This is a genomic window from Dolichospermum sp. UHCC 0260, assembly GCF_009711985.1.
In the GTDB taxonomy this organism is placed as follows: domain Bacteria; phylum Cyanobacteriota; class Cyanobacteriia; order Cyanobacteriales; family Nostocaceae; genus Dolichospermum; species Dolichospermum lemmermannii.
In genome coordinates, this window is the sequence record NZ_VIKZ01000042.1 from 67,612 (window position 1) to 92,926 (window position 25,315).

General features: G+C 38.6%; 22 protein-coding genes and 2 pseudogenes. 15 read left to right on the forward strand and 9 right to left on the reverse strand.

The features are described 5' to 3' along the window. Nucleotides 1–37 precede the first annotated feature (37 nt). Both FJR08_RS16220 and FJR08_RS16225 read right to left on the reverse strand, forming a co-directional pair. On the reverse strand, nucleotides 38–748 hold the full coding sequence (locus FJR08_RS16220) for a DUF2232 domain-containing protein (protein WP_148761258.1): 711 nt from the start codon (nucleotides 746–748) through the stop codon (nucleotides 38–40). A gap of 13 nt (nucleotides 749–761) precedes the next feature. Beyond that, nucleotides 762–1,040: pseudogene (locus FJR08_RS16225) on the reverse strand (Crp/Fnr family transcriptional regulator); the annotation flags it as partial. Between the two features lie 309 nt (nucleotides 1,041–1,349). Between FJR08_RS16225 and FJR08_RS16230 the strand changes: the two are divergent. The 3 genes from FJR08_RS16230 (at nucleotide 1,350) to prmC (ending at nucleotide 6,995) form a co-directional block, all read left to right on the forward strand. Next, nucleotides 1,350–4,850 carry a hypothetical protein gene (locus tag FJR08_RS16230; protein WP_168633864.1) on the forward strand — a complete coding sequence of 1,167 codons (3,501 nt, stop codon included), beginning with the start codon at nucleotides 1,350–1,352 and terminating at the stop codon, nucleotides 4,848–4,850. A gap of 432 nt (nucleotides 4,851–5,282) precedes the next feature. Further along, nucleotides 5,283–6,083: a Tic22 family protein gene (locus tag FJR08_RS16235; protein WP_168633865.1), complete on the forward strand. Its 801-nt coding sequence runs from the start codon at nucleotides 5,283–5,285 to the stop codon at nucleotides 6,081–6,083. 9 nt (nucleotides 6,084–6,092) lie between these two features. Then, on the forward strand, nucleotides 6,093–6,995 hold the full coding sequence (gene prmC, locus FJR08_RS16240; RefSeq protein ID WP_168633866.1) for a peptide chain release factor N(5)-glutamine methyltransferase: 903 nt from the start codon (nucleotides 6,093–6,095) through the stop codon (nucleotides 6,993–6,995). A gap of 152 nt (nucleotides 6,996–7,147) precedes the next feature. Here prmC and aroC read toward each other — a convergent pair whose 3' ends face one another. Both aroC and FJR08_RS16250 read right to left on the reverse strand, forming a co-directional pair. Continuing rightward, nucleotides 7,148–8,236 (reverse strand): chorismate synthase, encoded by a 1,089-nt coding sequence (gene aroC, locus FJR08_RS16245; RefSeq protein ID WP_168633867.1) that lies wholly within the window; start codon nucleotides 8,234–8,236, stop codon nucleotides 7,148–7,150. A gap of 149 nt (nucleotides 8,237–8,385) precedes the next feature. After that, complete coding sequence (locus FJR08_RS16250) at nucleotides 8,386–9,726, reverse strand: RNA-guided endonuclease TnpB family protein (RefSeq protein ID WP_168633868.1); 1,341 nt, start codon at nucleotides 9,724–9,726, stop codon at nucleotides 8,386–8,388. Nucleotides 9,727–9,792: 66 nt separating this feature from the next. Here FJR08_RS16250 and FJR08_RS16255 point away from each other — a divergent pair, with 66 nt between their 5' ends. The 4 genes and pseudogenes from FJR08_RS16255 (at nucleotide 9,793) to FJR08_RS16270 (ending at nucleotide 14,423) form a co-directional block, all read left to right on the forward strand. After that, on the forward strand, nucleotides 9,793–10,008 hold the full coding sequence (locus FJR08_RS16255) for a hypothetical protein (protein WP_015078526.1): 216 nt from the start codon (nucleotides 9,793–9,795) through the stop codon (nucleotides 10,006–10,008). 216 nt (nucleotides 10,009–10,224) lie between these two features. Beyond that, entirely contained in the window at nucleotides 10,225–12,138 is a 1,914-nt protein-coding gene (ftsH, locus tag FJR08_RS16260) for an ATP-dependent zinc metalloprotease FtsH (RefSeq protein WP_015078525.1), read from the forward strand. Between the two features lie 233 nt (nucleotides 12,139–12,371). Further along, nucleotides 12,372–12,801: pseudogene (locus FJR08_RS16265) on the forward strand (transposase); the annotation flags it as partial. 212 nt (nucleotides 12,802–13,013) lie between these two features. After that, nucleotides 13,014–14,423: an aspartate ammonia-lyase gene (locus FJR08_RS16270; protein WP_168633869.1), complete on the forward strand. Its 1,410-nt coding sequence runs from the start codon at nucleotides 13,014–13,016 to the stop codon at nucleotides 14,421–14,423. A gap of 55 nt (nucleotides 14,424–14,478) precedes the next feature. Here the strand turns inward: FJR08_RS16270 and FJR08_RS16275 are convergent, their stop codons facing one another. Then, complete coding sequence (locus tag FJR08_RS16275) at nucleotides 14,479–14,895, reverse strand: type II toxin-antitoxin system VapC family toxin (protein WP_168633870.1); 417 nt, start codon at nucleotides 14,893–14,895, stop codon at nucleotides 14,479–14,481. Nucleotides 14,896–14,897: 2 nt separating this feature from the next. After that, a complete protein-coding gene (locus FJR08_RS16280) occupies nucleotides 14,898–15,185 on the reverse strand; it encodes a hypothetical protein (protein ID WP_168633871.1) in 288 nt (95 codons plus the stop codon). A gap of 472 nt (nucleotides 15,186–15,657) precedes the next feature. On the opposite strand from FJR08_RS16280, the gene FJR08_RS16285 reads away from it, so the two are divergent. The 6 genes from FJR08_RS16285 (at nucleotide 15,658) to FJR08_RS16310 (ending at nucleotide 22,186) form a co-directional block, all read left to right on the forward strand. Next, entirely contained in the window at nucleotides 15,658–17,043 is a 1,386-nt protein-coding gene (locus tag FJR08_RS16285; protein WP_168633872.1) for a nicotinate phosphoribosyltransferase, read from the forward strand. An 82-nt stretch (nucleotides 17,044–17,125) separates the two neighbouring features. Continuing rightward, nucleotides 17,126–17,716 carry a nicotinate-nucleotide adenylyltransferase gene (locus tag FJR08_RS16290; protein ID WP_015078521.1) on the forward strand — a complete coding sequence of 197 codons (591 nt, stop codon included), beginning with the start codon at nucleotides 17,126–17,128 and terminating at the stop codon, nucleotides 17,714–17,716. Continuing rightward, nucleotides 17,686–18,432, forward strand: a complete 747-nt coding sequence (locus FJR08_RS16295; RefSeq protein ID WP_168633873.1) for an NUDIX domain-containing protein — start codon at nucleotides 17,686–17,688, stop codon at nucleotides 18,430–18,432. Before FJR08_RS16290 ends, FJR08_RS16295 begins: the two co-directional genes overlap by 31 nt. A 47-nt stretch (nucleotides 18,433–18,479) precedes the next feature. After that, a complete protein-coding gene (locus FJR08_RS16300) occupies nucleotides 18,480–20,171 on the forward strand; it encodes an NAD+ synthase (protein ID WP_168633874.1) in 1,692 nt (563 codons plus the stop codon). Nucleotides 20,172–20,407: 236 nt separating this feature from the next. After that, nucleotides 20,408–21,346: a M23 family metallopeptidase gene (locus FJR08_RS16305; protein WP_168633875.1), complete on the forward strand. Its 939-nt coding sequence runs from the start codon at nucleotides 20,408–20,410 to the stop codon at nucleotides 21,344–21,346. 303 nt (nucleotides 21,347–21,649) lie between these two features. Continuing rightward, nucleotides 21,650–22,186, forward strand: coding sequence for a late competence development ComFB family protein (locus FJR08_RS16310; protein WP_168633876.1), 537 nt, complete (start codon nucleotides 21,650–21,652; stop codon nucleotides 22,184–22,186). 41 nt (nucleotides 22,187–22,227) lie between these two features. Here the strand turns inward: FJR08_RS16310 and FJR08_RS16315 are convergent, their stop codons facing one another. Further along, on the reverse strand, nucleotides 22,228–22,929 hold the full coding sequence (locus FJR08_RS16315; protein ID WP_168633877.1) for a L,D-transpeptidase: 702 nt from the start codon (nucleotides 22,927–22,929) through the stop codon (nucleotides 22,228–22,230). Nucleotides 22,930–23,264: 335 nt separating this feature from the next. Between FJR08_RS16315 and FJR08_RS16320 the strand changes: the two genes are divergently transcribed. Together FJR08_RS16320 and FJR08_RS16325 are read left to right on the forward strand one after the other, a co-directional pair. Next, complete coding sequence (locus tag FJR08_RS16320; RefSeq protein ID WP_015078515.1) at nucleotides 23,265–23,921, forward strand: sigma-70 family RNA polymerase sigma factor; 657 nt, start codon at nucleotides 23,265–23,267, stop codon at nucleotides 23,919–23,921. A gap of 116 nt (nucleotides 23,922–24,037) precedes the next feature. Continuing rightward, nucleotides 24,038–24,499 carry an anti-sigma factor gene (locus FJR08_RS16325; RefSeq protein ID WP_148765668.1) on the forward strand — a complete coding sequence of 154 codons (462 nt, stop codon included), beginning with the start codon at nucleotides 24,038–24,040 and terminating at the stop codon, nucleotides 24,497–24,499. A gap of 170 nt (nucleotides 24,500–24,669) precedes the next feature. On the opposite strand, the gene FJR08_RS23015 is transcribed toward FJR08_RS16325, so the two are convergent. Next, nucleotides 24,670–24,957 carry a hypothetical protein gene (locus FJR08_RS23015; RefSeq protein ID WP_174783126.1) on the reverse strand — a complete coding sequence of 96 codons (288 nt, stop codon included), beginning with the start codon at nucleotides 24,955–24,957 and terminating at the stop codon, nucleotides 24,670–24,672. Nucleotides 24,958–25,021: 64 nt separating this feature from the next. Then, a complete protein-coding gene (locus FJR08_RS16335) occupies nucleotides 25,022–25,291 on the reverse strand; it encodes a colicin E5-related ribonuclease (RefSeq protein WP_217357527.1) in 270 nt (89 codons plus the stop codon). Nucleotides 25,292–25,315: the final 24 nt, after the last annotated feature.

Genomic DNA, 25,315 nt, shown 5'->3' on the forward strand with positions numbered 1-25,315 from the left:
TCCTGACCCTTCTTTCTGCCTCCTTCTTTCTGCCTCCTCATTCATAATCCATCAACACTTGCAACCAATGAGGTGGACGGGGAATGGGATTTCCTAAGCGATCCAAAAGTAACAAAGCAGTAAGATGGACTATAAACAAGTAAATAAAATTATTAAGAACAATGAAAGCGATCGCTCCTAATTGAATTAATAATAAATTGGGAGTCATTAACAATTCCAACTTTAAAAAAATCCATTCAATAATTTCTGTCACTTGGTTAATCACATAAACCCACAAATCTTCCCCCGATAGCACAGACAAAAACCACAGCCGAAAAAACACCCCCATAGTCCCCAATAACGTCCCTAAAGTCATCGAAACAATCCAAGGGACACGACGATACCAAGTCACCCCCAATAGCACACCCATCAAGCCAAAAGGCATGACAAATAACAAACTGCGGACTGGACCCATCAACACAGACAACAGCAACCCAGAAGTCACCGCTGCCATCCAAGCTGCCCGTTTACCCCAACGTAAATAAACCAAAGCAATAGGGATAGGAAAAAATACCCGCAATACAGGACCCAAAGGAAAATAAAAATTAATAAACCAAATTAAACTGGCCGTACTTGCTAAAAAAGCCGTTTCCACCATCCTCAAGGTACTCTCAACTTTAAGAGGTTGGTACTGTAATTGACTTTGGGGAAGAGATTCAGGAGATGAATCTTTCTCTGGTTCTTCTGGGAGCAAATCAACAATACTCATGCAGGCAACTAAATTAAACGATGGTTTTTTCCAAAGCTGACCAATCGGGAATATGAATTCTATCTTGATCTCTGACAATCAAACCCTTTTTTTCTAATTTTGTCAGCACTCTTGTCACAGTTTCCCGTGCCAATCCGCTTAAACTACTTAACTCGCGGTGGGGTAAATTAGGAATTTCCGTGCCTGTATTCTCTTGTTTGCTTTGCCCCTCTGCCAAAAATAGCAACGTATCCGCCACCCGTGACTGACTATCTGATTCCCGTAACTGCAATTTTCTGTTAACTTGTCGCAACCCATTAAATTACAACCACCTTTAATAGAGATTGTCTGAGATTACACCAACTATGTTATAAAAATTTCAGAGGGAACAGGAAAAACTCATGTTTAAGTTCCCTGTTCCCAGTTAAGAGTTCCCTGTTCCCTTGTCATAACGACAATTTTTAACGCCAACCTACTTAGAAGTATTATTTGATTTTCCTGTATCCCTCACGAGAGTGGATGAATAACACCACGCAATCGCGTAGACTGCGCTCTGCGCTTAAAAACTACCTAAACCTGAATCTTCTAAAATTTTGTACATTTTTAACTAAGGTAATTTAACGTGACTTCCCATATTGATGAAATTCACCAACTAATTGCAGATATTGATCACTTACTGTCTCACACAGCTAAAGGCATTTCTAAGTTCCTGTCTAACCAAGGACAACAGGAAAAAGACGTTTTACAACGAGTGCATAACTTCTTGGTGCGACTGAGTGAGGAGGAAGTATCAAAAGATGATGTCCTACCGGAAACTACAAACCCACTTCCCACACCAAAATTTTCATCTCTCTTGACACAATTTAACCAAGAGGTTAATGTTCCATCTGTATTTGAGTCTGGTTCGCATCAACCAGAGCTTAGTAGTATTGAAACAGGACAAATCAAACAAGAATTAATGGTCTTAATTCAGCCTTTACAAGCGGAATTATCCAGGCTGTTAGCAGAAAGAGCCGATTTGATTCAGGAAATTAGGCAACTAGAGCAAAAGCGACTGCAAAACCATTCATTAAGTCAGCAGTTAGCGAACCAAGACGAAATGATTTCTGAATTTTTAGAAGTCCTCATGGGTCGTTTAGTGCCACATCTAAAATCAAATTCTGCGGTAATAATTAACCCTGATTTACAGAATTTAGAAGCAATTACTTCTGCCATTCAACCTATTTTAGAATCAGCAGAACGGGTAGAACAGTTGGCAAATTTGGCTCGGAATTTAGATCAACACTTACTGTCTCTAGATGGAACTGTTAATACTATTTTTGAAGCCCTAGAACGGAATATTAACGCCTATTATCAATCCTTATCCCAAGCATTAGCTAAAATGCACAATGAGGGGATGCAAGGTGAACAATTGATGGCGAAGTTTCTCAATAATTTGACTCAATATTTACAACAACAAGTCTTGATTAATGAGTCTTCTATTTCTGATGTCAACACTGAAATAGTTTCGGCATCACCATTATTAACTGAGTCCTCTGTTGTTGAACAATTAACACCTTCAGAAAATGTATCTACAGAACTTCCGACTGCGGCATCACCATTATTAGCTGAGTCCACGGTTGTTGAACAATTAACACCTTCAGAAGATGTACTTGTAGAACTTCCTGCTGCGGAAATATTGCCAATTGATCTGGATACAGAGTTGTTACAAGAGCCAACACAATCTGCAAAAGATTTACAATTAACAAATACTGATGAAGTAGCTGAACTTTATGCCAGTTTCTTTAATACTGAAATTTCTTCACCGCTAAGTTTCTCATTTTCTCCTGATATTTTGCTGAAGGAAGATGAAAGTTTATCCATTGCTTCTGAAGTGGTTAATCATGATTTATCAGCATTAGAAATTAACAGTTCGATAGTTTCTAGTCTAGCTGACAGCACTACGTTAGCAGAACCAAATTCTGTGGATACAATTACAGTTCTGACTGATTTGTTAGTAGATACGACTCATGAACAAGTACCAATAACAGTTATCAATCAATCAGATAATTCCCACATAGAACCGGAAAATCAGGATGTAGCTTTAGATAAATGTCAGGAAGTAGATTTAAGTTTGACAACTCAGACATATATAGAAGCAGAAAAAGAAGATTTTTCTCAAGCTTTAATTACCAGTGAGCAAACTCCAATTACCAGTCCTCAACCCTCAATTCCCAATGATGAAAATAATCATCTTGTCCCAGAGGATAATTTAAATACGACTTGGTATTTAGGAATTGATATTGGCACGACAGGAATTTCTGCGGCTTTATTAAATCACTCTAAATTGGTAGTTTATCCAATTTATTGGTCAGCAGAAAATCAAAGTGGTGATGCTTCTTTTCAGCAATCATTCCGGTTACCAGCAGAAGTTTATTTACCGACAAATTCAACTTCTCATCAGGTGAAAAATGGACAATCAGAATCTTCCCCTCATCTTTATTCAGCACAGTTAAAGCCTTATTTACAAATAGCAGTTCCCTACCAGCAAGAACGACAAAAATGGGAACCAATGCTGCAATTAAATGAGTTTTCCGCAGGTCCATTGATTTGGGTAGTGCGATCGCTCTCTAAGCTACTATCAACTCTCAGAGCTAGTCAAACTAGTACCACACCAGCTTTAATTGCTAATGCTGTGGGAATGAATATACCAACTTTTTCCAAGGTAATTAAGAATATCGCTGGTGTCATCTGTACTTGTCCTTCCAGTTGGACTGAACAATATCGCTTTAACGTTCGAGAAGCGATTGTGACTAGCGAACTTATCTCTCATCCTCAACAAGTCTTTTTTGTGGAAGAAGCGATCGCCAGTTTACTGCCAGAATTAGACAGTGCCAATGGTCAATCTATCCAAATCAGCGAAAAGCAGGGTTTACAGGCTTTAAAAACTAGCAATTATCTCCTGGTAGGTAACACTTTAGCAATTAATATTGGGGCAACCCTAGTAGAAATGACCTTGGTAGATATACCAGCAAATCTGGAAGAATTGGTACATAAAAACTTCATGCTCCACAATTTTGCCTACTCTGGCAAAGGCATTGAACAGGATATTATTTGTCAGTTACTATTACCACCAAAATCCCGCCAACTTCGCCAACCTGGACAATCTCATCATGAAGGAGCGAATGCTAATCCTTGGCATTGGCAACCCTCAATTCCCGGTTTAGACCAAATGCAATTCTCTAATTTGGGTTTAGAAGGACTGGTACTACCCAAAGTTGGAGAACCAGATACACAAGCACGGATTCGTCTCCAGCAACGTCTAGAAAGTTCTCTCCTGGGACAAGCCTTATTAGATGCAGCATTGGCTTTAAAATTGATTTTACAGCACCAAGAAACCTTTACCCTAGAATTCGCCGACCAACGTTGGGTATTACAGCGCCGAGATTTGGAAAGTCAAGTCTTTGTTCCCTTTGTCCGTCGTCTCAATCGAGAGCTTAACAAATTATTAGTAGCCCGTGGTATTCCCACCGAAGCTATTAATCAAGCTGTCCTCAGCGGTGGTGTGGCTTCCGTCGGCACTATTAACCGTTGGTTACGGCAAAAATTGCCTAATGCCAAAATTATTCAGGACTTATACCTTGGTGAAAACGGCGCTCCTAATTGCAGTCGAGTTGCATTAGGTTTAACTATGTTACCGTTGCATCCCCAAGTTTTAGACATACCTAAACAACAATACACAGATTATTTCCTATTCTCTGAATTGCTAAAACTATTGCCCAACCGTTCTTTAACCTTTGGTGAAGTCTTGCAATTATTTGAAAGTCGTGGTATCAATACCCGTATCTGTCAACAGCGGTTATTGGCTTTCCTAGAAGGTGAACTACCACCAGGCTTAATTCCTGCGGCTTCAGATTACCTTTGGCTGACCCATCACTCCCAGGAAAATCTCGACTACAAAGCAATTGATTCCCTCAAAGCAGGCATAAACTCTCCACCACTATTTGAAAAACAAGGCAATCTCTCCTATCGTCCCAATTTACAACAAGTCCAGTTATTACTACGTTATTTAGATGCCATTAAATCTAGTACCGTGCAATCCCTAGAAGAACCATATAGTTACCTTTTACATAGTCAAGTATAGGGCAGAGGAGCAGGGGCAGGGGGGGATTTTACTTTTTCTTTTTTTCCTCCTGACAACTGACCTTTTGGGAACGTTAGATACAATTAGAGCATCTCTAAATGGAGGACTCAATGGCAAAACATCAGGATCTTCTTTCTTCCTAGAGAAGACATATAATAGGGTTTTCAGGCTTTTGGGTGGGATCATGGAAATGAATAGCAAAGTAAAAATAAAAATAAACTAACTTTATTGCGTATATTCAGTTTCTAGAGATGATAATATCATCACAACCCGACGCTCATGTTGGGTAACATACGTCAACCCAACCTACAAATCAAGACTTTTTTCGATTTAGACAAGGTATTGATATAACTGAAACTGGTTATTGGTGCATAAATCTCACAGTTTGTCTAGTTGCTGGCATTAATAAAATTATTGACGGGAGGAGTGATCATGAAATTATTAGTTCGTTGGGGCTTGACATTGGGTTTGGCTGGCAGTACATTTTTGGGGGTGGTACTTGTCCCTCATATCCCAGCATTGGCATTACCAGAACAAGAAATAAAGGCTAAATTAGACGGAGTGCCTGTCTATTTAGTTACTAATGGTAAAGGTATACCTTTAAGCCGTTCCCTATCTAATAATCAAAATGGTCAAAAAGATGGGGATTCGTTGACAAGAGTTTATATGAGTCGTCAAGAGGCTCAAGAGTTTATTAAGAAGTTACAACAGGTCAAGGACAAAAATCCCAAACTAGATGAAGTTGTGAAAACTCTGCAAGTAACAGCAGTACCGCTGGGAAGTATTTATCAGCAAATTCGAGAAACCAAAAATCAGCCTAATCGCCTTATATTTGATTTTAAACCTGTAGATCGAGATATTCAGGGAGCCTTAGACTTGCTGCGGCAAAGTGGTCAAAAGGTAGATAAATTTTCGGGTTTACCTGTATTTGCAGTAAGATTTGGTGCTGATAAGGGTTATGTGCCAATTCAAACCGCAGCCGAAAAACAGCAACTCATTCCTCTATTTTTAAGTAAACAAGATGCACAAGGTTTATTAACCCAAGTGAAGCCGAAATATCGGACAGCGGACATTCAAGTTATAGCTGTAGATGAAGTAATTAAAACTTTACAAAGTAAAAATGATGACTGGTTAAAACAAGTTTTGTTAGTTCCATCTCCGGAGTCAAGGGAATATATGATGTCAAGGGAATATATAAAGACTCTACCGAATAATAAACCTTCGCAAAAGTAAAGTTTACGTATGGTAGAACAACAGCTACAGGTAGTTTCTGGATTAGAACTTTGGCAGTGGCGAAAAACCGCAATTCAAACAGCTATAGCCTCGGACATATCCCCAATGGAGGTAGATTGGCTATTATTAACAATAGCTAATTTAGACCGCTTGGCACTGCGTTTAGAATCTTTCAAAACATGGCAGCAAATCCCCATAAAATTGTCCTTAACAGAATTAGAGCAATTGTGGCAAAGGCGATTAGATGACCGTTTACCGGTTCAGTATATTGCAGGGACGACAGCTTGGCGGAAGTTTCAACTTACAGTTTCCCCTGCGGTCTTAATTCCCAGACCAGAAACAGAAATATTGATTGATTTGGCCGTAACTGCTGCTAACGGTGAAGCCAAAGCAGGTCACTGGGTGGACCTGGGAACGGGTAGTGGGGCGATCGCGCTAGGATTAGCTGAAGCATTCACAACCGCCACTATTCATGCTGTAGATATCAGTCCAGCCGCTTTAGCCATTGCTCAAACCAACGCTGAAGATTTAGGTTTTCGGGAACGGATTCAATTTTATCAAGGTTCTTGGTGGCAACCCCTAGAATCCCTCAAAGGTCAGTTTAGCGGCATGATATCAAATCCGCCCTATATCCCCAGTAATACCGTACTGACCTTACAACCAGAAGTAGTCAAACATGAACCTCATTTAGCCTTAGATGGTGGTGCAGATGGTTTAGACTATATTCGTCATTTAATTGATATTTCCCCTAATTATTTGCGTCCTGGTGGGCTGTGGTTAATTGAAATGATGGCAGGACAGGCAGAAATGGTGCGGGAATTGTTGGAAAATAATGGTAATTATATCAATATTTCCATTCATGCTGATTTAGCCGGAATTAAACGTTTTGCAGTGGCTTGTAATTGCAAATAAAAAATATTCTATAGCAACCACCTATTTTTCTCCTTGCATTCCTCTTTGCGACTTTGCGACTCTGCGTGAGACAAAAAAAGATTTTGGAAAAAAGAATATTTTGCTATTAAATAGGGTAATTCCAGATAAACACCCCATAAAATTCCCACTGCCTACAACACCTTACACTGCCCATAATGCCTTAATAAATGATCACATAAAACTAAAGCCACCATAGCATCAACCATTGGCACAGCGCGGGGTAAAACACAAGGATCATGTCTCCCCTTCCCAGATAAAAGAGTTTCTTCACCTTCCTTAGTTACGGTTTTTTGTTCCTTTCTAATAGTAGCCGTCGGCTTAAAAGCCACTCGGATAATAATATTTTCACCGTTGGAAATTCCCCCTTGAATTCCGCCCGAACGGTTAGTTACTGTTCTAATTTCGCCACTTTCATCAATATAAAATTCGTCGTTATGTTCAAAACCTGTTAACAAAGTTCCGTCAAAACCAGAACCGATTTCAAAACCTTTACTTGCAGGTAGTGACATCACCGCTTTTGCTAAATCTGCTTCTAATTTATCAAAAATAGGTTCGCCTAAACCCTTGGGAACATTCCGTACCACACATTCAACCACACCACCGATGGAATTACCATCTCGACCGGTTTGTTCAATTAATGAAATCATGGTATTAGCAGTTTCGCCATCTGGACAACGGACAATATTGCTTTCGACATCTGCTAAAGTGACGGTATTCGGATCAACAACACCTTCTAAATCCTTAATTCGCTTGACATAAGCAATAACTTCCACATTTGCCACTTGATGTAAAATCTTTTTAGCGATCGCCCCTGCGGCTACTCTACCTATTGTCTCACGCGCCGACGACCTACCACCACCTTGCCAATTTCTGAATCCATATTTAGCATCATAAGTAGCATCCGCATGAGAAGGGCGATATTTTTGCGCCATTTCATCATAATCTTGGGGACGAGTATTTTTATTTCTGACTAAAATGGCAATTGGTGTTCCCAGAGTTTTCCCCTCAAACACCCCAGATAAAATCTCACAGGTGTCCGCTTCTTTGCGAGGAGTCGTAATTTTACTTTGTCCTGGTCGTCTTCTATCTAACTCAAATTGAATTTCTTCGGCAGAAATTTCCAGTTGTGGGGGACAACCATCAATAATAACTCCCACACCGCCGCCGTGAGATTCGCCAAAAGTAGTAATACGGAAAAGATGACCAAAAGTGCTGCCCATGATATTCAGGAAATACAGACCGGAATATGTATTTTACATGGAGTTGGGCGATCCTGGGAAAAATCAAAAATTCCCCATGATAATCAGTTATCTTAAAGACTCTCACCTTGTCCCCTGTCACCTGTTAATAATTGAGTCTGGCAGATGAACTACCCCTTGCTAACTTCGTTTGAGCCAGGGGTTTCTACATCCCCTAGCGGAGCCTGAGATTTTTGACGCTTCGCACGACCTAGTTGCTTCATACTTCCAGCATTCTTGCGTTCGCTGGTGTTTGAAGTAGAGCTAGAATCATCTACGTCTAAGAGGCTAGTTCCTAACCCCTGTAGATTATTTGAGTACCAAAGTAGCATTACTTCTGCGGCGGCGATATCACGCTGTTGGGTATATCCGCAGTTATGGCAAACATGAGTTCTTGCGGCTAAACTCTTCTTTTCTTGATTTCCGCATTTTGGACAGGTTTGAGATGGTTTTACCTTCTTTGTAGGAACTTCTACAAATAAGCCACCAATGTCTGATAATTTCGCTTTTAGAGCGGATTGTATCATCCCCATTCCTACATCAAGAATTGATTTATTCAACCCAGACTTTTGCTTTTTACGCTTACCTTTTTTGGCTTTGGCACTCATGTTTTTGACTTCTAATTTTTCAGTAACTACCGTGCTATTACCGCTGATTATTCGTGTAGTTTCTTGGTGAACAAAGTTCTGACGTTGGTTGGCAACTTTTCTCGAAAGTTTACTAACTAACTTCTGAACTTTCTTCCACCTTCTAGAAGCCTTAACTTTCTTTTTGAAATTGGGAGAACGTTTTCGACGTTTTGATTTACCCAACTCTTGATTTTTTTGTTCTGCTTTTCGGAAAAACCGAGGTGCAGCCACTAAACCATTTTCTTCACCATTTGTCCAAGCAATTGCATCATTACAACCTAAATCAATTGCCATAACACCATTATCAGTTTTGCGGCTATTCTTTAACAAAGTATCATCAATTTCTAAGACGATGGAAGCATACCATTGACCATTGCGGTTAACGATATCTAAAGCTTTAGGATGCCCCCAAAGTCTAGCCTTACCACGCATTTGGATTTGACCAATCTTTGATAATTCTAAATAGCCGTTATCCCCTGTGCTATGTACTTTCCAGCCTGTAAAAGATGGATAAGTCCAACCAGAATAATGACGGATTGGCTTGAATCTAGGGTACTTTCCTAGTCCCTTAAAAAACCTTTGAAAAGCAAAATCAACCCGTTTTAATGTGGCTTGTAATGCTTGGGAATTAATTACTTTATATTCTATCCAGACTTCTTTGAAATCCGGTAAACAGTTCTGTTGCTCAAAGTAAGAAACAGATTTACCAAACTTTTTATATGAAGTAATGCGGTTAGATACAGCAGCATTATACAAATCTTTATGAAGTTGACGATGGTAGGACAACTTTTCACTGACTTGTTTATTTGGATATAGTCGGAAAGTCGCTCTACGTAACGCCATTAACTATTACCTTCATCTTCTTTGATAATATACTACTATTATATAATCCAAGAGCTTAGAGTGTCAATGAAAATGATAGATAAAAAACATCAAGAATGGCAACAACGAAATGCCGATAAAACTAGGGCTTATACGGCTAAGTATGAAGCATCAAGAGTCAAGGTTAGTGTTACTCTCAAGAAAGAGATAGCTGAACAAATAGACAAAATAAAACCACCGTCACAGACTTATGGCGGCTGGATACGCGAATTAGTCGAGAAATACATTGATAATTTGGAATAAATAAAATATAGTTGTCAATAACTCAACTATCCTCAAAATTCTTTTACTTACAGTAAAAAACATTTTCAGGATGTTTCGTTATTGACTTGCTTACATCCCCACCCTATGAGTACATTGAGGGTGGGGAATTACGCAAAACTGTTAAACTAGATCAGAAAACTGTAATTTCTAGATTTGACAATTTCACCAGAAAAACAGCCATAAAGGATAACTATTATGAAAAATTTGCACAAAAATGCTTTAATGAAACAGCGTTTATCAAGTTCGTCTCAGCGTCATGTTTTAACTGGAGTCATAGCTGCTGGGTTGATGATGTTGCCGGGGCTAGTTGGTAGTAGTCCCGTTTTAGCGCAGCAAAAGCCAGAGCGGAATTCTTTAACCTATGGGCAATTGATTCAGAAGGCAGATAAAGGAGAAATTAGAAAGGTAGAATTGGATCAAACTGAACAGATAGCTAAGGTTTATTTAGCTGGACAAAAGCCGGATACCATACCTTTACAGGTGCGCCTTTTAGATCAAAATCCCGAATTAATTAATAAACTTAAAGAAAAAAACGTTGAGTTTGGTGAAGTTTCCTCAGCTGGCAATAGAGCCGCTGTGGGGTTGTTAATCAATCTGATGTGGATTTTGCCCTTAGTGGCTTTAATGCTATTGTTCCTGCGCCGTTCTGCAAATGCTTCTAACCAAGCCATGAGTTTTGGTAAATCTCGCGCTCGGTTTCAAATGGAAGCGAAAACAGGGGTAACATTTAATGATGTTGCGGGAGTCAAGGAAGCAAAGGAAGAATTAGAAGAAGTTGTGACTTTCTTGAAACTTCCAGAAAAATTCACAGCGGTAGGGGCGAAAATTCCCAAAGGGGTGCTGTTAGTTGGACCACCTGGAACTGGGAAAACCCTACTCGCAAAAGCCATTGCGGGGGAAGCAGGTGTACCTTTTTTCAGTATGTCTGGTTCGGAATTTGTAGAAATGTTCGTCGGGGTGGGTGCTTCCCGTGTCCGGGATTTGTTCAAAAAAGCGAAAGATAATGCGCCTTGTTTGATATTTATTGATGAAATTGACGCAGTAGGTAGACAACGGGGTGCGGGTATTGGTGGTGGCAATGATGAACGGGAACAAACCCTTAACCAGCTATTAACGGAAATGGATGGTTTTGAAGGGAATACGGGAATTATTATTATTGCTGCTACCAACCGTCCAGATGTCCTGGATTCGGCTTTATTACGTCCAGGACGCTTTGACAGACAGGTAATTGTGGATGTCCCAGATTTGAAGGGAAGACAGGAAATTTTGACAGTCCACGCTCAGAATAAGAAGATTGATCCTAGTGTATCTTTGGAAGCGATCGCTCGGCGCACTCCTGGTTTTACAGGTGCAGATTTAGCCAATTTACTCAACGAAGCCGCTATTCTCACCGCCAGAAGACGCAAAGAAGCTGTTACCGATTTAGAAGTTGATAATGCGATAGATAGAGTAGTTGCGGGTATGGAAGGAACTGCTTTAGTAGATAGCAAAAATAAACGCCTGATTGCTTACCACGAAGTCGGACACGCTTTGGTAGGTACGTTGGTTAAAGGTCATGATCCTGTGCAAAAAGTTACTCTCATTCCCAGAGGACAAGCACTAGGTTTAACTTGGTTTACTCCCAATGAAGAACAGGGTTTAATTTCCCGTTCCCAAATTTTAGCCCGCATTGCCGCAACTTTAGGCGGTCGTGCAGCGGAAGAAATTGTGTTTGGGAAAGCGGAAGTTACCACAGGTGCGGGAAATGACTTACAACAAGTTACCAGTCTGGCTCGACAAATGGTCACAAAATTTGGAATGTCTGATTTGGGTCCAGTTTCCTTAGAAAATCAAAACAATGATGTATTTTTAGGGCGTGACTGGGGAAATAAATCAGAATATTCTGAAGACATTGCTGCTAGAATTGATGCCGCAGTTCGAGAAATTGTTAACCGCTGCTATATTCAGGCTAAGGAAATAATCCAAGAAAATCGGTTAATTTTGGAACGAGCAGTTGATTTGTTGATAGAACAAGAAACTATTGAAGGTGATCTATTCCGCACAATGGTCGCTAACCATACTCAAGTTAAAGTTACTAATGAGCAGGTGTCTGTACCGATACTTTTTTGATAACTAATGCTAACAAATACATAGGGCTGGCTGAATAAACATAGAACCGTGACAAATCAATGACTTGAGACGGATAGAAGGTCAATAACCCCACCTTGAAGAAGGATGGGGCTTGTAATTAACAAAAATTACGTGTTTGACTAGCCCATTTGAGACTAGAGGAAACAAGAGTTTTAGTCCAGTAATGGTAGGTCAAAGATATCAAATTGATCGATTATCTGAACTAGCAAATTTTTTCCTCGGAAATAGGCGCACCAGCCAAAACATTTAGGATGGAATTAGGAGCATTGATAATCAAAGAAAAATTAGGAGTTAGTGATAGAGAAACAGTAGAACAGATAAGGGAAAACCCTTACCTGCAATACTTTATAGGAATGTCAACAAGATAGTAATAAACCACCATTTGACGCTTAAATGCTAGTTCACTTTCGAGAAAGAATAGACATAAATTTAGTTAACAAAATCAATCGAAAAATTGTGGAACAGACCTTAGAAATAAAAGAGGAGGTAGTCAAAGAAAAAAAGTCAGAAGCAGAGGATTCAAAAAGTGAACCGACCAATCGGGGTAAATTAATATTAGATGCTAGTTGTGCGCCAGCAGACATCAGTTATCCTACAGACTTAGGATTATTAAATGAAGCCAGAAAGCATACGGAAAAAATATATAAATTTACTTGCGAACCAATGCTAATATTTTGTCAAAAACTCAACTATCCTCAAAATTCTTTTACTTACAGTAAAAAACATTTTAAGGATGTTTCGTTATTGACTTGCTTACATCCCCACCCATATCAGTACATTGAGGGTGGGGAATTACGCAAAACCGTTAAAAACAAGTTTGTTCCCTGTTCTTTTTGTTCCCATTCTCGACTTATATGACTAACAATTCAGATTTTCGCATTGAAAAAGACTCAATGGGCGATCGCCAAATTGCCAACAACGTTTATTATGGTATTCAAACCCAAAGGGCTATCGAAAATTTCCCCATTAGCGGGATTAAACCTTTACCTACTTATATAAATGCTTGTTTATATATTAAAAAAGCTGCCGCTATTGTCAACGGAGAATTAGATTGTATTCCCGCAGATATCAGTAAAGCGATTATTCAAGCCACTGATGAAATCCTAGCAGGTGAATTACGAGATCAGTTTGTGGTTGATGTTTATCAAGCCGGTGCAGGAACTTCTCACCACATGAATATTAACGAAGTTTTGGCAAATCGCGCTTTAGAAATTCTCGGTGATCAAAAAGGTAATTATAAACTCGTTAGTCCCAATGATCATGTAAACTATGGACAGTCTACCAATGATGTTATCCCCACAGCCATTCGCATTGGTGGCTTATTGGCACTTTCTCGCACTTTGCAACCAGCTTTAGAACAGGCAATTTCGGCTTTAGAGGCAAAAGCTATAGAATTTCAAGATATCGTCAAATCTGGCAGAACCCACCTCCAAGACGCTGTACCTGTGCGATTAGGGGATAATTTTGGTGCTTGGGCGCAAATTCTCTCAGAACATCAAAACCGTCTTTACATTGCTGCTGGGGATTTAATGGTATTGGGTTTAGGTGGTAGTGCTGCGGGAACAGGTATGAATACTCACCCGGAATATCGGCAAAGAGTTGTGGATATCCTGTCGCAATTGTTGGAATTTCCCCTAGAACCAGCACCCCATTTAATGGCTGCTATGCAAAGTATGGGGGCTTTTGTGAATGTTTCCGGGGCTTTGCGGAATTTAGCCCAGGATTTGGTGAAAATATCCCACGATTTGCGGTTAATGGATTCTGGTCCCAAAACTGGATTTAAGGAAATTCAACTTCCTCCAGTCCAACCTGGTTCTTCAATTATGCCGGGGAAATATAATCCTGTGATGGCAGAGATGACATCAATGGTATGTTTTCAGGTTATGGGATATGATAATGCGATCGCTTTTGCTGCCCAAGCTGGACAATTAGAATTAAATGTGATGATGCCCCTCATTGCCTATAATTTAATTCACAGCATTGAGATCTTAGGTAACACAATTTCGGCTTTAACTACAAGCTGTATTCAAGGAATTACTGCTAACAAAGAACGTTGTTTAGCCTATGCTGAAGGTAGTTTAGCATTAGTCACCGCCTTAAATACCCATATTGGTTATTTGAATGCTGCGGCTGTAGCTAAGGAATCTTTAGAAACAGGTAAATCTCTCCGGCAAATAGTTCTAGAAAAAGGTTTAATGACAGAAACAGAATTAGCAACAGTCTTGGATTTAGACCAAATGAGTGCAATTGTTCCTTTAAAATAAGTACAAAATACAAGATACCCGACTTCTTTAAGAAGTCGGGTATCTGATTGATAGCCTATTCAGGAAATATCTCAAAACCGGCACAATGTTGTGGACTAATAATACTAAAAATAGGTTTATTTAAAGTAAAAATCTTAGTAATATTCATCCTTTCCGCAATAGCAACAATCGTTGCATCCACAAAGTTTAACTTACTATCATTATATTGGTCTAGAATCTCCGTCACCCTTTTTAAATCAGTTTTATCAATCCCTTCAATAATGACATTACTATGAGCTAATTCAGTTAAAACCTGTCTTGTTGTCGGATATCCTAACCGAGAAGCAAGCAAATGACAAACTTCAGGTAAAACTGTCGTTGGTAAAACCAATACTTCCTTTGAATCAACTATAACATCAAGGATACGCCCATAATTTTCGTCCTTAATATCAACAGTTGCCACTAAGAAACTTATATCTAAAATAGCCGTCATGATTATTTATTTACCTCATGATTAAATTCCTTAATACCTCTAGTTGGATCAATTTCCATTTCTCCGTTTTCTGTATCTTTGTCTGATAAATTGGGTTCACTAGACTCTCCTATACCAGAAATACTTAATAAAAAATTACTCTCCTCTGGTTCATTATTAATAGCCGCAGGAGTTAAATTCAGCTTAAAAAGTAAAGATTCAATAAAATCAGCTAATTTAGGAAGTGCTGCCAGTGGAAGTTCATTAATAGCTTGAGATAATTGTTCGTGGGTGAGACTTACAGAATCCATAATTGATATCATCCTTCTATCGAAATAACTTTTATCTGTTTTCAAAGAAATTGGTATTAATTTCTTCTTGGTTTTCCTATGCTTATATAAATTTAGTTTCTACTGTTATATAATAACGCAATTATTCCCCATACAAACACAAAAACCATTTGTTAGTCTAATTCGGGTTAAACCCTTAAACTTATTATATGTAAAGCTGCACAGAATCATAAAATCCATTAATTAATTCATCCATTTTCATCTGCGTTTATCTGCGTTTATCTGCGGTCAATTATTCTTAAAATCTTATCCAACTCCTGGATATTGACTGGCTGTACTATTAAGAAATATAAATTAATTGTAAAAAATATCCTAACTCCCTTGTAAATATAGGCTTTTCAGGAATTTGTCATTATTTATTAGCCAAGGCTTGACATTATTTATGGTGAATACTACCATAAGTGAAGAGACATTCTTGGTAAGGGCATCTCAAATGACAACTTTCCTAGATATAGACTATGAAAGGAAAAATCCCGAATTAAATCTCAGTTGTGAGGATTATAGCTTACTAACAGACCTTTATCAGCTAACAATGACAGCTTGTTATGTCGGTGAAGGTATAGAACAAAAGCAAGCGAGCTTTGAATTGTTTGTGAGACGCTTACCTGATGGTTTTGGCTATTTAATAGCTATGGGTTTAGCACAAGCTTTGGAGTATTTGACTAAAATCCGCTTTAATGACAGTCAAATTGCTGCTTTGCAGTCAACGGGAATTTTTATCGACGCAGATGAGCGTTTTTGGCAACTTTTGCGGGAAGGTTGTTTCACAGGAGATGTATGGGCAGTTGCAGAAGGAACAGCGGTATTTGCATATCAACCCATGCTGCGAATAGAAGCACCCTTATGGCAAGCGCAAATAGTAGAAACATATCTTTTAAATACTCTGAATTATCAAACTTTAATTGCCACCAAAGCCGCAAGATTACGGGATATAGCTGGCGAGAAAGCCACACTTTTAGAATTTGGTACGCGCAGGGCTTTTAGTCCCCAAGCCTCGCTATGGGCAGCACGGGCGGCTTTGGCAGGTGGTTTAGATGCCACTTCCAATGTGTTAGCGGCGCTACAACTAGGACAAAAACCAAGTGGTACAATGGCACACGCTTTAGTCATGGCTTTATCAGCGTTAGAAGGGAGTGAAGAACAAGCTTTTACGGCATTTCATCAATATTTTCCCGGTGCGCCATTATTAATTGATACTTATGACACGGTTGCTGCGGCGGAGAAATTAGCAGAAAAAGTCAATTCTGGCCAAATGGAATTATCTGGAGTTAGGTTAGATTCTGGAGATCTAGTCAGTTTATCAAAACAAGTGCGATCGCTCTTACCTAATATCTCAATTTTCGCCAGTAGTGATTTAGATGAATGGGAAATTAGCCGACTCAAGCAAGAAGGGGCAGAAATTGATAGTTATGGATTAGGCACAAAATTAGTGACAGGTTCACCAGTAAATGGAGTTTATAAACTGGTAGATATTGAAGGAATTCCCGTCATGAAAGAATCAAGTGGCAAATTAACTTATCCAGGTAAAAAACAAATTTTTCGTTCTTTGATAGATGGTAAATTAGAGAAAGATAAACTAGGTTTAATGACTGAAACTTCTGAAAATTCCCAACCCTTATTACAGTTAGTCATGAAATCAGGTAAACCATTACAAGCAACAGAAACTTTAACAATAGTTCGTCAACGAACTGCGGCATCAGTTGCTAGTTTACCAGCAGAAACAAGAAGATTAGAAAATCCCACTTCCGTTAAAATCGAAATTTCCGAATCATTGCAAAAATTGACAAATAAAATGAAAAGAAGAGATAAATTAATATAATTTCTCTTACCTCTGCGCCCTCTGCGTCTCTGTGGTTCGTTTAAATTACTCTAAAAATTGCAAAAAAGCAGAATCAAAAATCATGAAAATAGCCTTATTTGGTACAAGTGCAGATCCTCCAACTGCTGGACATTTAATAATTCTCAAATGGTTATCTGAACGTTATGATTGGGTAGGTGTATGGGCTGCGGATAATCCCATGAAGTCCCAACAAACGCCTTTACCACACAGGGCAGCAATGTTAGAACTGTTAATTAAAGATATTAATGTTGCTAATCAAAATATTGCCTTAGAACAAGATTTAAGTAGTTGGAAAACTCTAGAAACTGTAGGTAAAGCAAAATTAAAATGGGGAGAAAATATTGAATATACTTTAGTAATTGGTGCTGATTTAGTAAATCAATTACCGCGCTGGTATCATGTTGAAGATTTATTAAAACAAGTGCAATTACTCGTAATTCCCAGACCAGGATATATAATAGATGATTCTGGTTTAGATAAAGTTAAACAAATTGGCGGAAAAATTGCCATTGCTAATTTGATTGGTTTAGATGTTTCCTCTACCGCTTTTCGTGAACAAGGAGATATTAATACTCTCACACCTCCCGTCATTGCCTACATTCATCAACAGCATTTGTACGAATGCCAATACGTAACCAAAAAAAGATTTTAAACCCCATAAATCAACAACCTTTAGCTGATTTTAAAGTTGGTGTTGATAATGTGATTTTTTCTGTAGATACTGCCCAAAATCGGTTGTTGGTTCTCTTAGTTATGCGACAGCAAGAACCATTTTTAAATTATTGGAGTCTTCCTGGCACTTTAGTTCGTCAAGGAGAATCTTTAGAAGATGCTGCTTATCGGATTATGGCTGAGAAAATAAAGGTAAATAATCTTTATTTAGCACAACTTTATACTTTTGGTGGTCCAAATCGTGACCCCAGGGAAAAAATTGATAGCTATGGAGTCCGTTATTTATCAGTTAGTTATTTTGCCTTAGTCAGATTTGAAGAAGCAGAATTAATTGCTGATAAAGTCGCAGGTATTGCTTGGTATCCTGTCAAACAATTACCACAATTAGCATTTGACCACAATGAAATTATTACCTATGGACATGGAAGATTAAAAAACAAATTAGAATATAGTCCAGTAGCTTTTGAAGTCTTACCAGAAACTTTTACCTTAAACGATTTGTATCAACTATACACCACAGTTTTAGGGGAAAATTTTGCCGATTATTCTAATTTTCGAGCGCGGTTACTAAAGTTAGGTTTTTTATCAGATACCGGCATTAAAGTATCACGAGGTGCAGGTCGTCCTGCCAGTTTGTATAAGTTTGATAAAGAAGCATTCGCACCGTTTAAAGATAAACCTTTGGTGTTTATTTAAGGAATAATAATTGAACGCAGATGAACGCAAATAGACGCAGATAAATTATGAAAATCGCTATTGCTCAAATTAATCCTATTATTGGTGATTTACTAGGAAATACTCAAAAAATCCTGGAAATGTCCCAACAAGCAGCATCAGAAAATGTTCGTTTATTATTAACACCTGAATTATCAATTTGTGGTTATCCACCGAGGGATTTATTAGTTAATCCTAGTTTTATAGAAGTAATTGATAACACATTGCAAAAATTAGCTGAAGATTTACCAGCAAATTTAGCTGTATTAGTAGGAACTGTTGTTAAAAATTCCCAAGCGCACATTTCTGGAGGAAAAAATTTATTTAATAGCACTGCTTTATTAGAAAATGGTAAAATTCAGCAATTTTTCCATAAAAGGCTATTACCTACTTATGATGTTTTTGATGAAAAACGTTATTTTGAACCAGGACTAGAAGCTAATTATTTTATATTAGATAATCTGAAAATTGGTGTAACAATTTGCGAAGATTTATGGAATGATGAGGAATTTTGGGGTAAGCGGAGTTACGCAGTTAATCCTATTGCTGATTTAGCAAATTTAGGAGTAAATTTAATTGTGAATTTATCCGCTTCACCTTACACTGTTGGTAAACAACATCTGCGAGAAGCGATGTTAAAACATAGTGTAGTTAATTTCCAGCAACCGATTATTTATACAAATCAAGTTGGTGGAAATGATGATTTAGTTTTTGACGGACGCAGTTTTGCTTTAAATAAACAAGGTAAAATTGTTTGTCGTGCAAAAGGTTTTGTATCTGACTTTTTGACCGTTGAATTTAATAGCAATAAACAAGATTTAGATTTCGGTGATATTTCTCCTGTTGATGAATCTGAAGATGAAGAAATTTGGAATGCTTTGGTTTTGGGAGTAAAAGATTATGTTGGTAAATGTCGCTTTTCTAAAGTATTATTGGGTTTAAGTGGAGGAGTTGATTCCGCTTTAGTTGCGGCTATTGCGACTGCGGCATTAGGAAAGGAAAATGTGATTGGTGTGTTAATGCCTTCTCCCTATAGTTCGGAACATTCTATTAGTGATGCTTTAAAATTAGCAGCAAATTTAGATATTCAAACTCAACTTTTACCTATTGGGGAATTAATGGCAAGTTTTGATAATTCCCTAGATGAATTATTTGCAGGAACAGAATTTGGGATTGCGGAAGAAAACCTGCAATCTCGAATTCGTGGTAATTTATTAATGGCAATTTCTAATAAATTTGGCTATCTACTTTTATCTACTGGCAACAAATCAGAAGTTGCTGTTGGTTATTGCACCCTTTATGGTGATATGAATGGTGGTTTATCAGTCATTGCTGATGTTCCCAAAACTCGCGTTTATTCTATCTGCAAATGGTTAAATTCTCATCAACAAAAAGAAGTTATTCCCGAAAATATTCTCACGAAAGCACCAAGCGCAGAACTTAAACCGGGTCAAGTTGACCAAGATTCTCTTCCACCTTATGAAATTTTAGATGATATTCTCGACCGTTTGATTCATCAACATCAATCAGCAACAGAAATTATTAGCGCAGGTCATGAACCGGCAATTGTAGATAGAGTATTACAATTATTATCTCGTGCGGAGTTTAAACGCCGACAAGCAGCGCCGGGATTAAAAATTACTGACCGCGCTTTTGGGACTGGTTGGAGAATGCCTATTGCTAGTAGTTGGTCAGCCTTGAGGAATACTTCTTCTCCATAATTTTTACTGATGTGTATTAACCTCAATTAATTCCACACACTTATCCAAATTATCCCTAAATAACGGCTTATTGGCCTATAACTAAGTAGGTGAACGGAAAAAAACCGTAGACGCGAAGCGGCTTCTCGAAGAGTAATATGTAACGAAAAGTAAAATCGCCCAAACCCTCTTCACTCTTGCCTCTTGCCTCTGGTTACTGAGCGAAGTCGAAGTATTGCCTCTTGCCTAGTGCCATAATGACGATTTTCAATGCTAACCTACTTACCATGACTAACACTATTCATCCACAGCATAAATTGCGAAATTTTAGTATCATCAACCCTACCAAAATATTAATAGGTATAATTGCCACTGTTCCCATAGCTTTAGGCTTACCCGCAAAAGCTTTAGAAATACAGGTATTACCTAAAAATCCCCAATTGGGGGATACAATTTCCGTAGTAATTGAGGCAGATTCCCAAGAAAAGATTAGTAACCCCACAGTAACAGTTGGGGAAACAACATATCCAGCTTTTAAAATTGCCCCTCGTCAATACCGTTCTTTTATTCCCACAACTCCCTTAGAAAAAGCTGGAGTGAGAACAATCAGAATTTCCCAAGATGGACAAGAACAAAACTTATCAGTAAAAGTGCGCGATCGCAAATTTCCCGTGCAACGCATCACCTTACCACCCGGAAAAGCTGGAGTTAATGCTACCGAATACGAACTCAAGCGAGTAAAAGAATTAAAAGCCTTACAAACACCGAAAAAATATTGGCATGGCCTGTTTCTCACCCCCAACGCGGGGCGAACCTCTACTAAATATGGTGTCCGTCGCTACTACAATGGCGAATTTGCCAATGACTACTACCATCGTGGACAAGACTATGCAGGAGCAACAGGTTCATCTGTAGTTACCCCAGCGGCGGGGAAAGTGGCTTTAGTTGGTACAGTATCCCAAGGCTTCCGCGTTCATGGTAACGTAGTCGGCATTGATCACGGTCAAGGAGTTGTGAGCATTTTCATGCACCTAAGTCGTATTAATGTCAAAGAAGGTGATTTTGTGCAAGCAGGGCAAAAAATTGGTGCAGTCGGTTCAACTGGCGCATCTACCGGACCACACTTACACTGGGGTTTGTATGTAAACGGACAATCTGTTGATCCAATCCCTTGGAAATCTCAACAAATTGATTAAGTTTCTCATCTTCAATATCTTTGCCATAGGCTTTTTTCAATTTGGCGAAGGTATTGATATTGTGACTTTTTTAACCCAAAATATTTATATGTAAATGGTATAATTTGGTAAGATAAATAATTCAGTAACACAGTAATAGGGGACTTCAAACCCTGATTTATTCCCTAATCTGGACTAATTCTGCTATTGTATTCTGGGTGATTGATAGCATATCTGTTTAGTTTGGCTATCGCAAAGTATATATTTATAAGTAGAAATATATACTTTTAACCTGTGTTCCTTCCATACTACCCACAATGTTTTATGAGTATTGAAAAAATAGTACAACAAGCTCTTCAAGATGGTCACTTGACACCAGCAATGGAAGCAGAAGTTGGGCGGATTTGCGGTAACGCCTCAGAACTGCTAATCGAAGAGTACATGGCTTTAGATCGCCTCATGGGGGCATTGTTGACCGGTGAAGTAGTAGCAGTACCTCGCAAACAATTTATCAACGTCATGGAAGAATTGGTACTCAGCAACGTCATTGCCAAAGTAGCAGAAATTGAAGTAACCAGCGAAATTTCTCTAGATGTGAGCGATATAACCGCCTATGCTCTGAACAGGCTGCCTCCTCTGTATGCAACGACGGAAGAAGGCGCGAAATATCAACGAGAAAGAGCTAACACAGAACTTGATGCTTTAATATCCGAACAAGTTAGCGAGGCCATCTGTAAGTATTTAGATACACCAGATTTCTTCCCAGAACGTCAAGCATTGAACAAGACCACTGGCAATGAAGTTTTAACTCAAGTTAGTGCATTGCTTCAGACCCATGCGGCTAATTTTGAGCCACAATAACTGATAATTGATAATTGACAATTATCAATTACTTAATATTTTTATTCACGAACTGATACCTGTGTGCCGATATTTACTTGGCTATACAACATTCTCACGTCAGAATTACGCATTCTTAGACAACCATGAGAAACCGCCGCTCCTACCAAGTCAACATTTGGTGTCCCGTGAAAGCCAATTTCATTCCGGCCGTCTGACCAAAAACCAATCCATCTATCCCCCAAAGGACTATCAGTACCACCCTCAAAGATAGCTCCTGTAATTGGATGTCGCCAGATAGGATGATGTTCTTTGTGGATAATTTTAAAATCGCCAGTTGGTGTTTCCCAGCCCTTTTTACCGATAGCGATTGGGTAACTAGCTATAACCTCATCATATCGAGAAACATAAACACGGCGATCGCTTAAATCTACAACTACTTTAGTTGCATTTAAGTCCGGTACTGATGGCTTTGGATTATTAACTGGATCTGTAACAGCAGCCAGGCTTGATTTCTGTGTTTTCCAGGGAGAATCCAAGTTAATCACCGCAGCTTTTTGGGGAGAGGTAGGTACAGAAGCCGCAATGGCACTACTCCCAATTTCCACTGGTGAACCCTGCGGATAAACCTCTGTGGATGCAGATTGATTTAACTGCCCTGTTGTTCTCATCGTTTGCCAATGGACAGCCAGAGATAAAATTGCTGTACCAAAACAGAGAAACATGACCATACTCGCTACAGATTCATTTCTTGCCATTGCCATCGCCTATTATTTATCCCTGACATATTTAGCTGGAGGTGAGAATTTTACTGATTAACAATTGACAATTAGCCATTATTTATTGCCTATTACCAGTTACTAGTCAAGTATTTAGTGGCCAGTTTTCAATCTTATCACTATTCCCAACCTCACAAAAATTTGATCCGTGTTTTCTTTTGTCTTCCTTTCCCATCCCTAATCTTATGACCAATAAAACCCTGAAAACTCCTTTCTATATTTATTTCCGTGTTCCGATTATAAATCCGTCACCTTACTGAGGAACTTTTGACCAATGATCAAGTCTAATAGGAAGGAGTGATTTAAAGCTAGACCGATCCATGAGTCAATCCATTAGTGTATCTTGGTCAACAGTTGATGCCACCTACCCAGCAGCATCGGTGCAAGTTGACAAACTCTCAAACCACGACCTTATTTTACGCTGTCAAGTCGGATTGCGTCCAGACCGTGCTGCCTTTTCAGAACTATTGCGCCGCTATCAGACTCAAGTTGATCGAGTTTTATATCATCTAGCCCCTGACTGGTCTGACAGAGCCGATTTAGCCCAGGAAGTTTGGATTCGTGTCTACCGAAATATTAACCGACTACAAGAACCTGCCAAGTTCCGAGGTTGGTTAAGTCGGATTGCCACTAATTTGTTTTATGATGAATTACGTAAACGCAAACGGGTAGCCAGTCCTCTCTCCCTAGATGCTCCGCGATTGTTAGCCGACGGGGAAATGGATTGGGAAATTGCCGGTGATACCCCAAGTCCAGATGAGGAAATGACGACCAGAGAATTTTATGAACAGTTGCGAGAAGCGATCGCTGATTTACCAGAGGTTTTTCGGACTACAATTGTTTTGAGAGAAATTGAAGGACTGGCCTATGAAGAAATCGCCGAAATTACCGGAGTTTCCCTGGGAACGGTGAAATCTAGAATAGCCAGAGCCAGATCAAGATTACAAACTCAATTGCAAACCTATCTAGATACATAATCTACATCATGTTTCCTCAATTTTATGGCAGATTTTAAGAAATATTAAGGACTGTCAACGAAAATATATATTTTCTGCCATTGAGAAGCAAAAATGAATCAACAGGTACTATAAATATGGAGAAGCGCGATTGTTTCGAGTTATTAAGTGCTTACCTGGATGGCGAAGTCACAGCTACTGAACGCAGGCAAGTTGAAGAGTGGCTTTCAACTGATACTTCTATTAAGTGCTTGTATAAGAGACTGTTAAATCTTAGAAAGGGTTTACATGACATCCCTGTTCCCGCAACTGCTCAGTCATCAGAGGTAACGATTAACCAAGTTTTAACGCGTGTTAATCGCCGTTACCGCTTGAACTGGATGTTAGGTGGTGCAGCCGCTGCGGCTTGTATTCTGGGAACAATATCTGGTTTATTCCCAGGTAATTCCAGAATGGTAGAAATAGCCACAACACAACCAACAGAATTAACACCAACAGCCACAGATTCGCCTTTAATGGTGGCTTTAAATAACCCAGTCATTGAAATTCCCAAAACAGCAGTCGCTACCGGTCAAAAGCCAGTTAATAACCTCAATTAATTACCTGGCGGGTAAACTTTTTGTAATATCATAAAATACAACCAAGCCCAATCTGGAAATGAGCCGTTTAGCTTGTAAACCTCTATGTAATGGCGATTATAGAGGTTTTTTGATGTCGGTTAATTTCTTTGCTAGTAATCTTCTAAATTATCTAATGCATTCTTTTAATTTTAATCACTCAAAACCAAAGAAACAAAAGCTGTTCCTTTTGGTAAATTATGGGTAATAAATTGTTTAGCTATAGATACACTTTGTTGAGGATCATCAATTTCACTTAAATCTAATGATCCAGGATCTTCGGATATTTGATCATTGATATAATACCATAAATCTACACCTAAAACGGAAATATTTCTTTCGGCAATTTCGTTAATAAATTCCAGTGCATTAGCAGGAGTTAATAGCAATTCTCCAGCTTTAATAAATCCTGTTTTTTGATATTTATCAATTAATTTCATGTTTTTTACTCCTGAATTACTTATTAGTGAAAATATGACTGGTATTTATTAATAAAAATTTAATTTAGTATTGTTTTTCAATCCAGTTAGGATCATTAATATCACTTACCTGAACTACATCACCTGTGATGTCATTACAGACAATGTATGCACCATCACTCCTGTAATATACAGTAGCAGGATCATCTTTTCTTGTACCATCCATATTATACCTTTTATCTCTTGTTTTTTCCGTTTTACCAGGATTTAAGTAAACTAATTGCAGCATTTCTTCTGTCCAACCCCTTTTACTCATTTGTTGTTTTATTTTTCTTCCAATATTTAATTTTGGCATCTTGATTGAAATTGTTTTTTAATA

What these genes read in the sequence shown, in the direction of transcription:
- FJR08_RS16220 (WP_148761258.1), bottom strand. Translation starts at nt 748, where the DNA reads ATGAGTATTGTTGATTTGCTCCCAGAAGAACCAGAGAAAGATTCATCT.
- FJR08_RS16235 (WP_168633865.1), top strand. Translation starts at nt 5,283, where the DNA reads ATGAAATTATTAGTTCGTTGGGGCTTGACATTGGGTTTGGCTGGCAGT.
- prmC (WP_168633866.1), top strand. Translation starts at nt 6,093, where the DNA reads ATGGTAGAACAACAGCTACAGGTAGTTTCTGGATTAGAACTTTGGCAG.
- aroC (WP_168633867.1), bottom strand. Translation starts at nt 8,236, where the DNA reads ATGGGCAGCACTTTTGGTCATCTTTTCCGTATTACTACTTTTGGCGAA.
- FJR08_RS16250 (WP_168633868.1), bottom strand. Translation starts at nt 9,726, where the DNA reads ATGGCGTTACGTAGAGCGACTTTCCGACTATATCCAAATAAACAAGTC.
- FJR08_RS16255 (WP_015078526.1), top strand. Translation starts at nt 9,793, where the DNA reads ATGAAAATGATAGATAAAAAACATCAAGAATGGCAACAACGAAATGCC.
- ftsH (WP_015078525.1), top strand. Translation starts at nt 10,225, where the DNA reads ATGAAAAATTTGCACAAAAATGCTTTAATGAAACAGCGTTTATCAAGT.
- FJR08_RS16270 (WP_168633869.1), top strand. Translation starts at nt 13,014, where the DNA reads ATGACTAACAATTCAGATTTTCGCATTGAAAAAGACTCAATGGGCGAT.
- FJR08_RS16275 (WP_168633870.1), bottom strand. Translation starts at nt 14,895, where the DNA reads ATGACGGCTATTTTAGATATAAGTTTCTTAGTGGCAACTGTTGATATT.
- FJR08_RS16280 (WP_168633871.1), bottom strand. Translation starts at nt 15,185, where the DNA reads ATGGATTCTGTAAGTCTCACCCACGAACAATTATCTCAAGCTATTAAT.
- FJR08_RS16285 (WP_168633872.1), top strand. Translation starts at nt 15,658, where the DNA reads ATGACAACTTTCCTAGATATAGACTATGAAAGGAAAAATCCCGAATTA.
- FJR08_RS16290 (WP_015078521.1), top strand. Translation starts at nt 17,126, where the DNA reads ATGAAAATAGCCTTATTTGGTACAAGTGCAGATCCTCCAACTGCTGGA.
- FJR08_RS16295 (WP_168633873.1), top strand. Translation starts at nt 17,686, where the DNA reads ATGCCAATACGTAACCAAAAAAAGATTTTAAACCCCATAAATCAACAA.
- FJR08_RS16300 (WP_168633874.1), top strand. Translation starts at nt 18,480, where the DNA reads ATGAAAATCGCTATTGCTCAAATTAATCCTATTATTGGTGATTTACTA.
- FJR08_RS16305 (WP_168633875.1), top strand. Translation starts at nt 20,408, where the DNA reads ATGACGATTTTCAATGCTAACCTACTTACCATGACTAACACTATTCAT.
- FJR08_RS16310 (WP_168633876.1), top strand. Translation starts at nt 21,650, where the DNA reads ATGAGTATTGAAAAAATAGTACAACAAGCTCTTCAAGATGGTCACTTG.
- FJR08_RS16315 (WP_168633877.1), bottom strand. Translation starts at nt 22,929, where the DNA reads ATGGCAATGGCAAGAAATGAATCTGTAGCGAGTATGGTCATGTTTCTC.
- FJR08_RS16320 (WP_015078515.1), top strand. Translation starts at nt 23,265, where the DNA reads ATGAGTCAATCCATTAGTGTATCTTGGTCAACAGTTGATGCCACCTAC.
- FJR08_RS16325 (WP_148765668.1), top strand. Translation starts at nt 24,038, where the DNA reads ATGGAGAAGCGCGATTGTTTCGAGTTATTAAGTGCTTACCTGGATGGC.
- FJR08_RS23015 (WP_174783126.1), bottom strand. Translation starts at nt 24,957, where the DNA reads ATGAAATTAATTGATAAATATCAAAAAACAGGATTTATTAAAGCTGGA.
- FJR08_RS16335 (WP_217357527.1), bottom strand. Translation starts at nt 25,291, where the DNA reads ATGCCAAAATTAAATATTGGAAGAAAAATAAAACAACAAATGAGTAAA.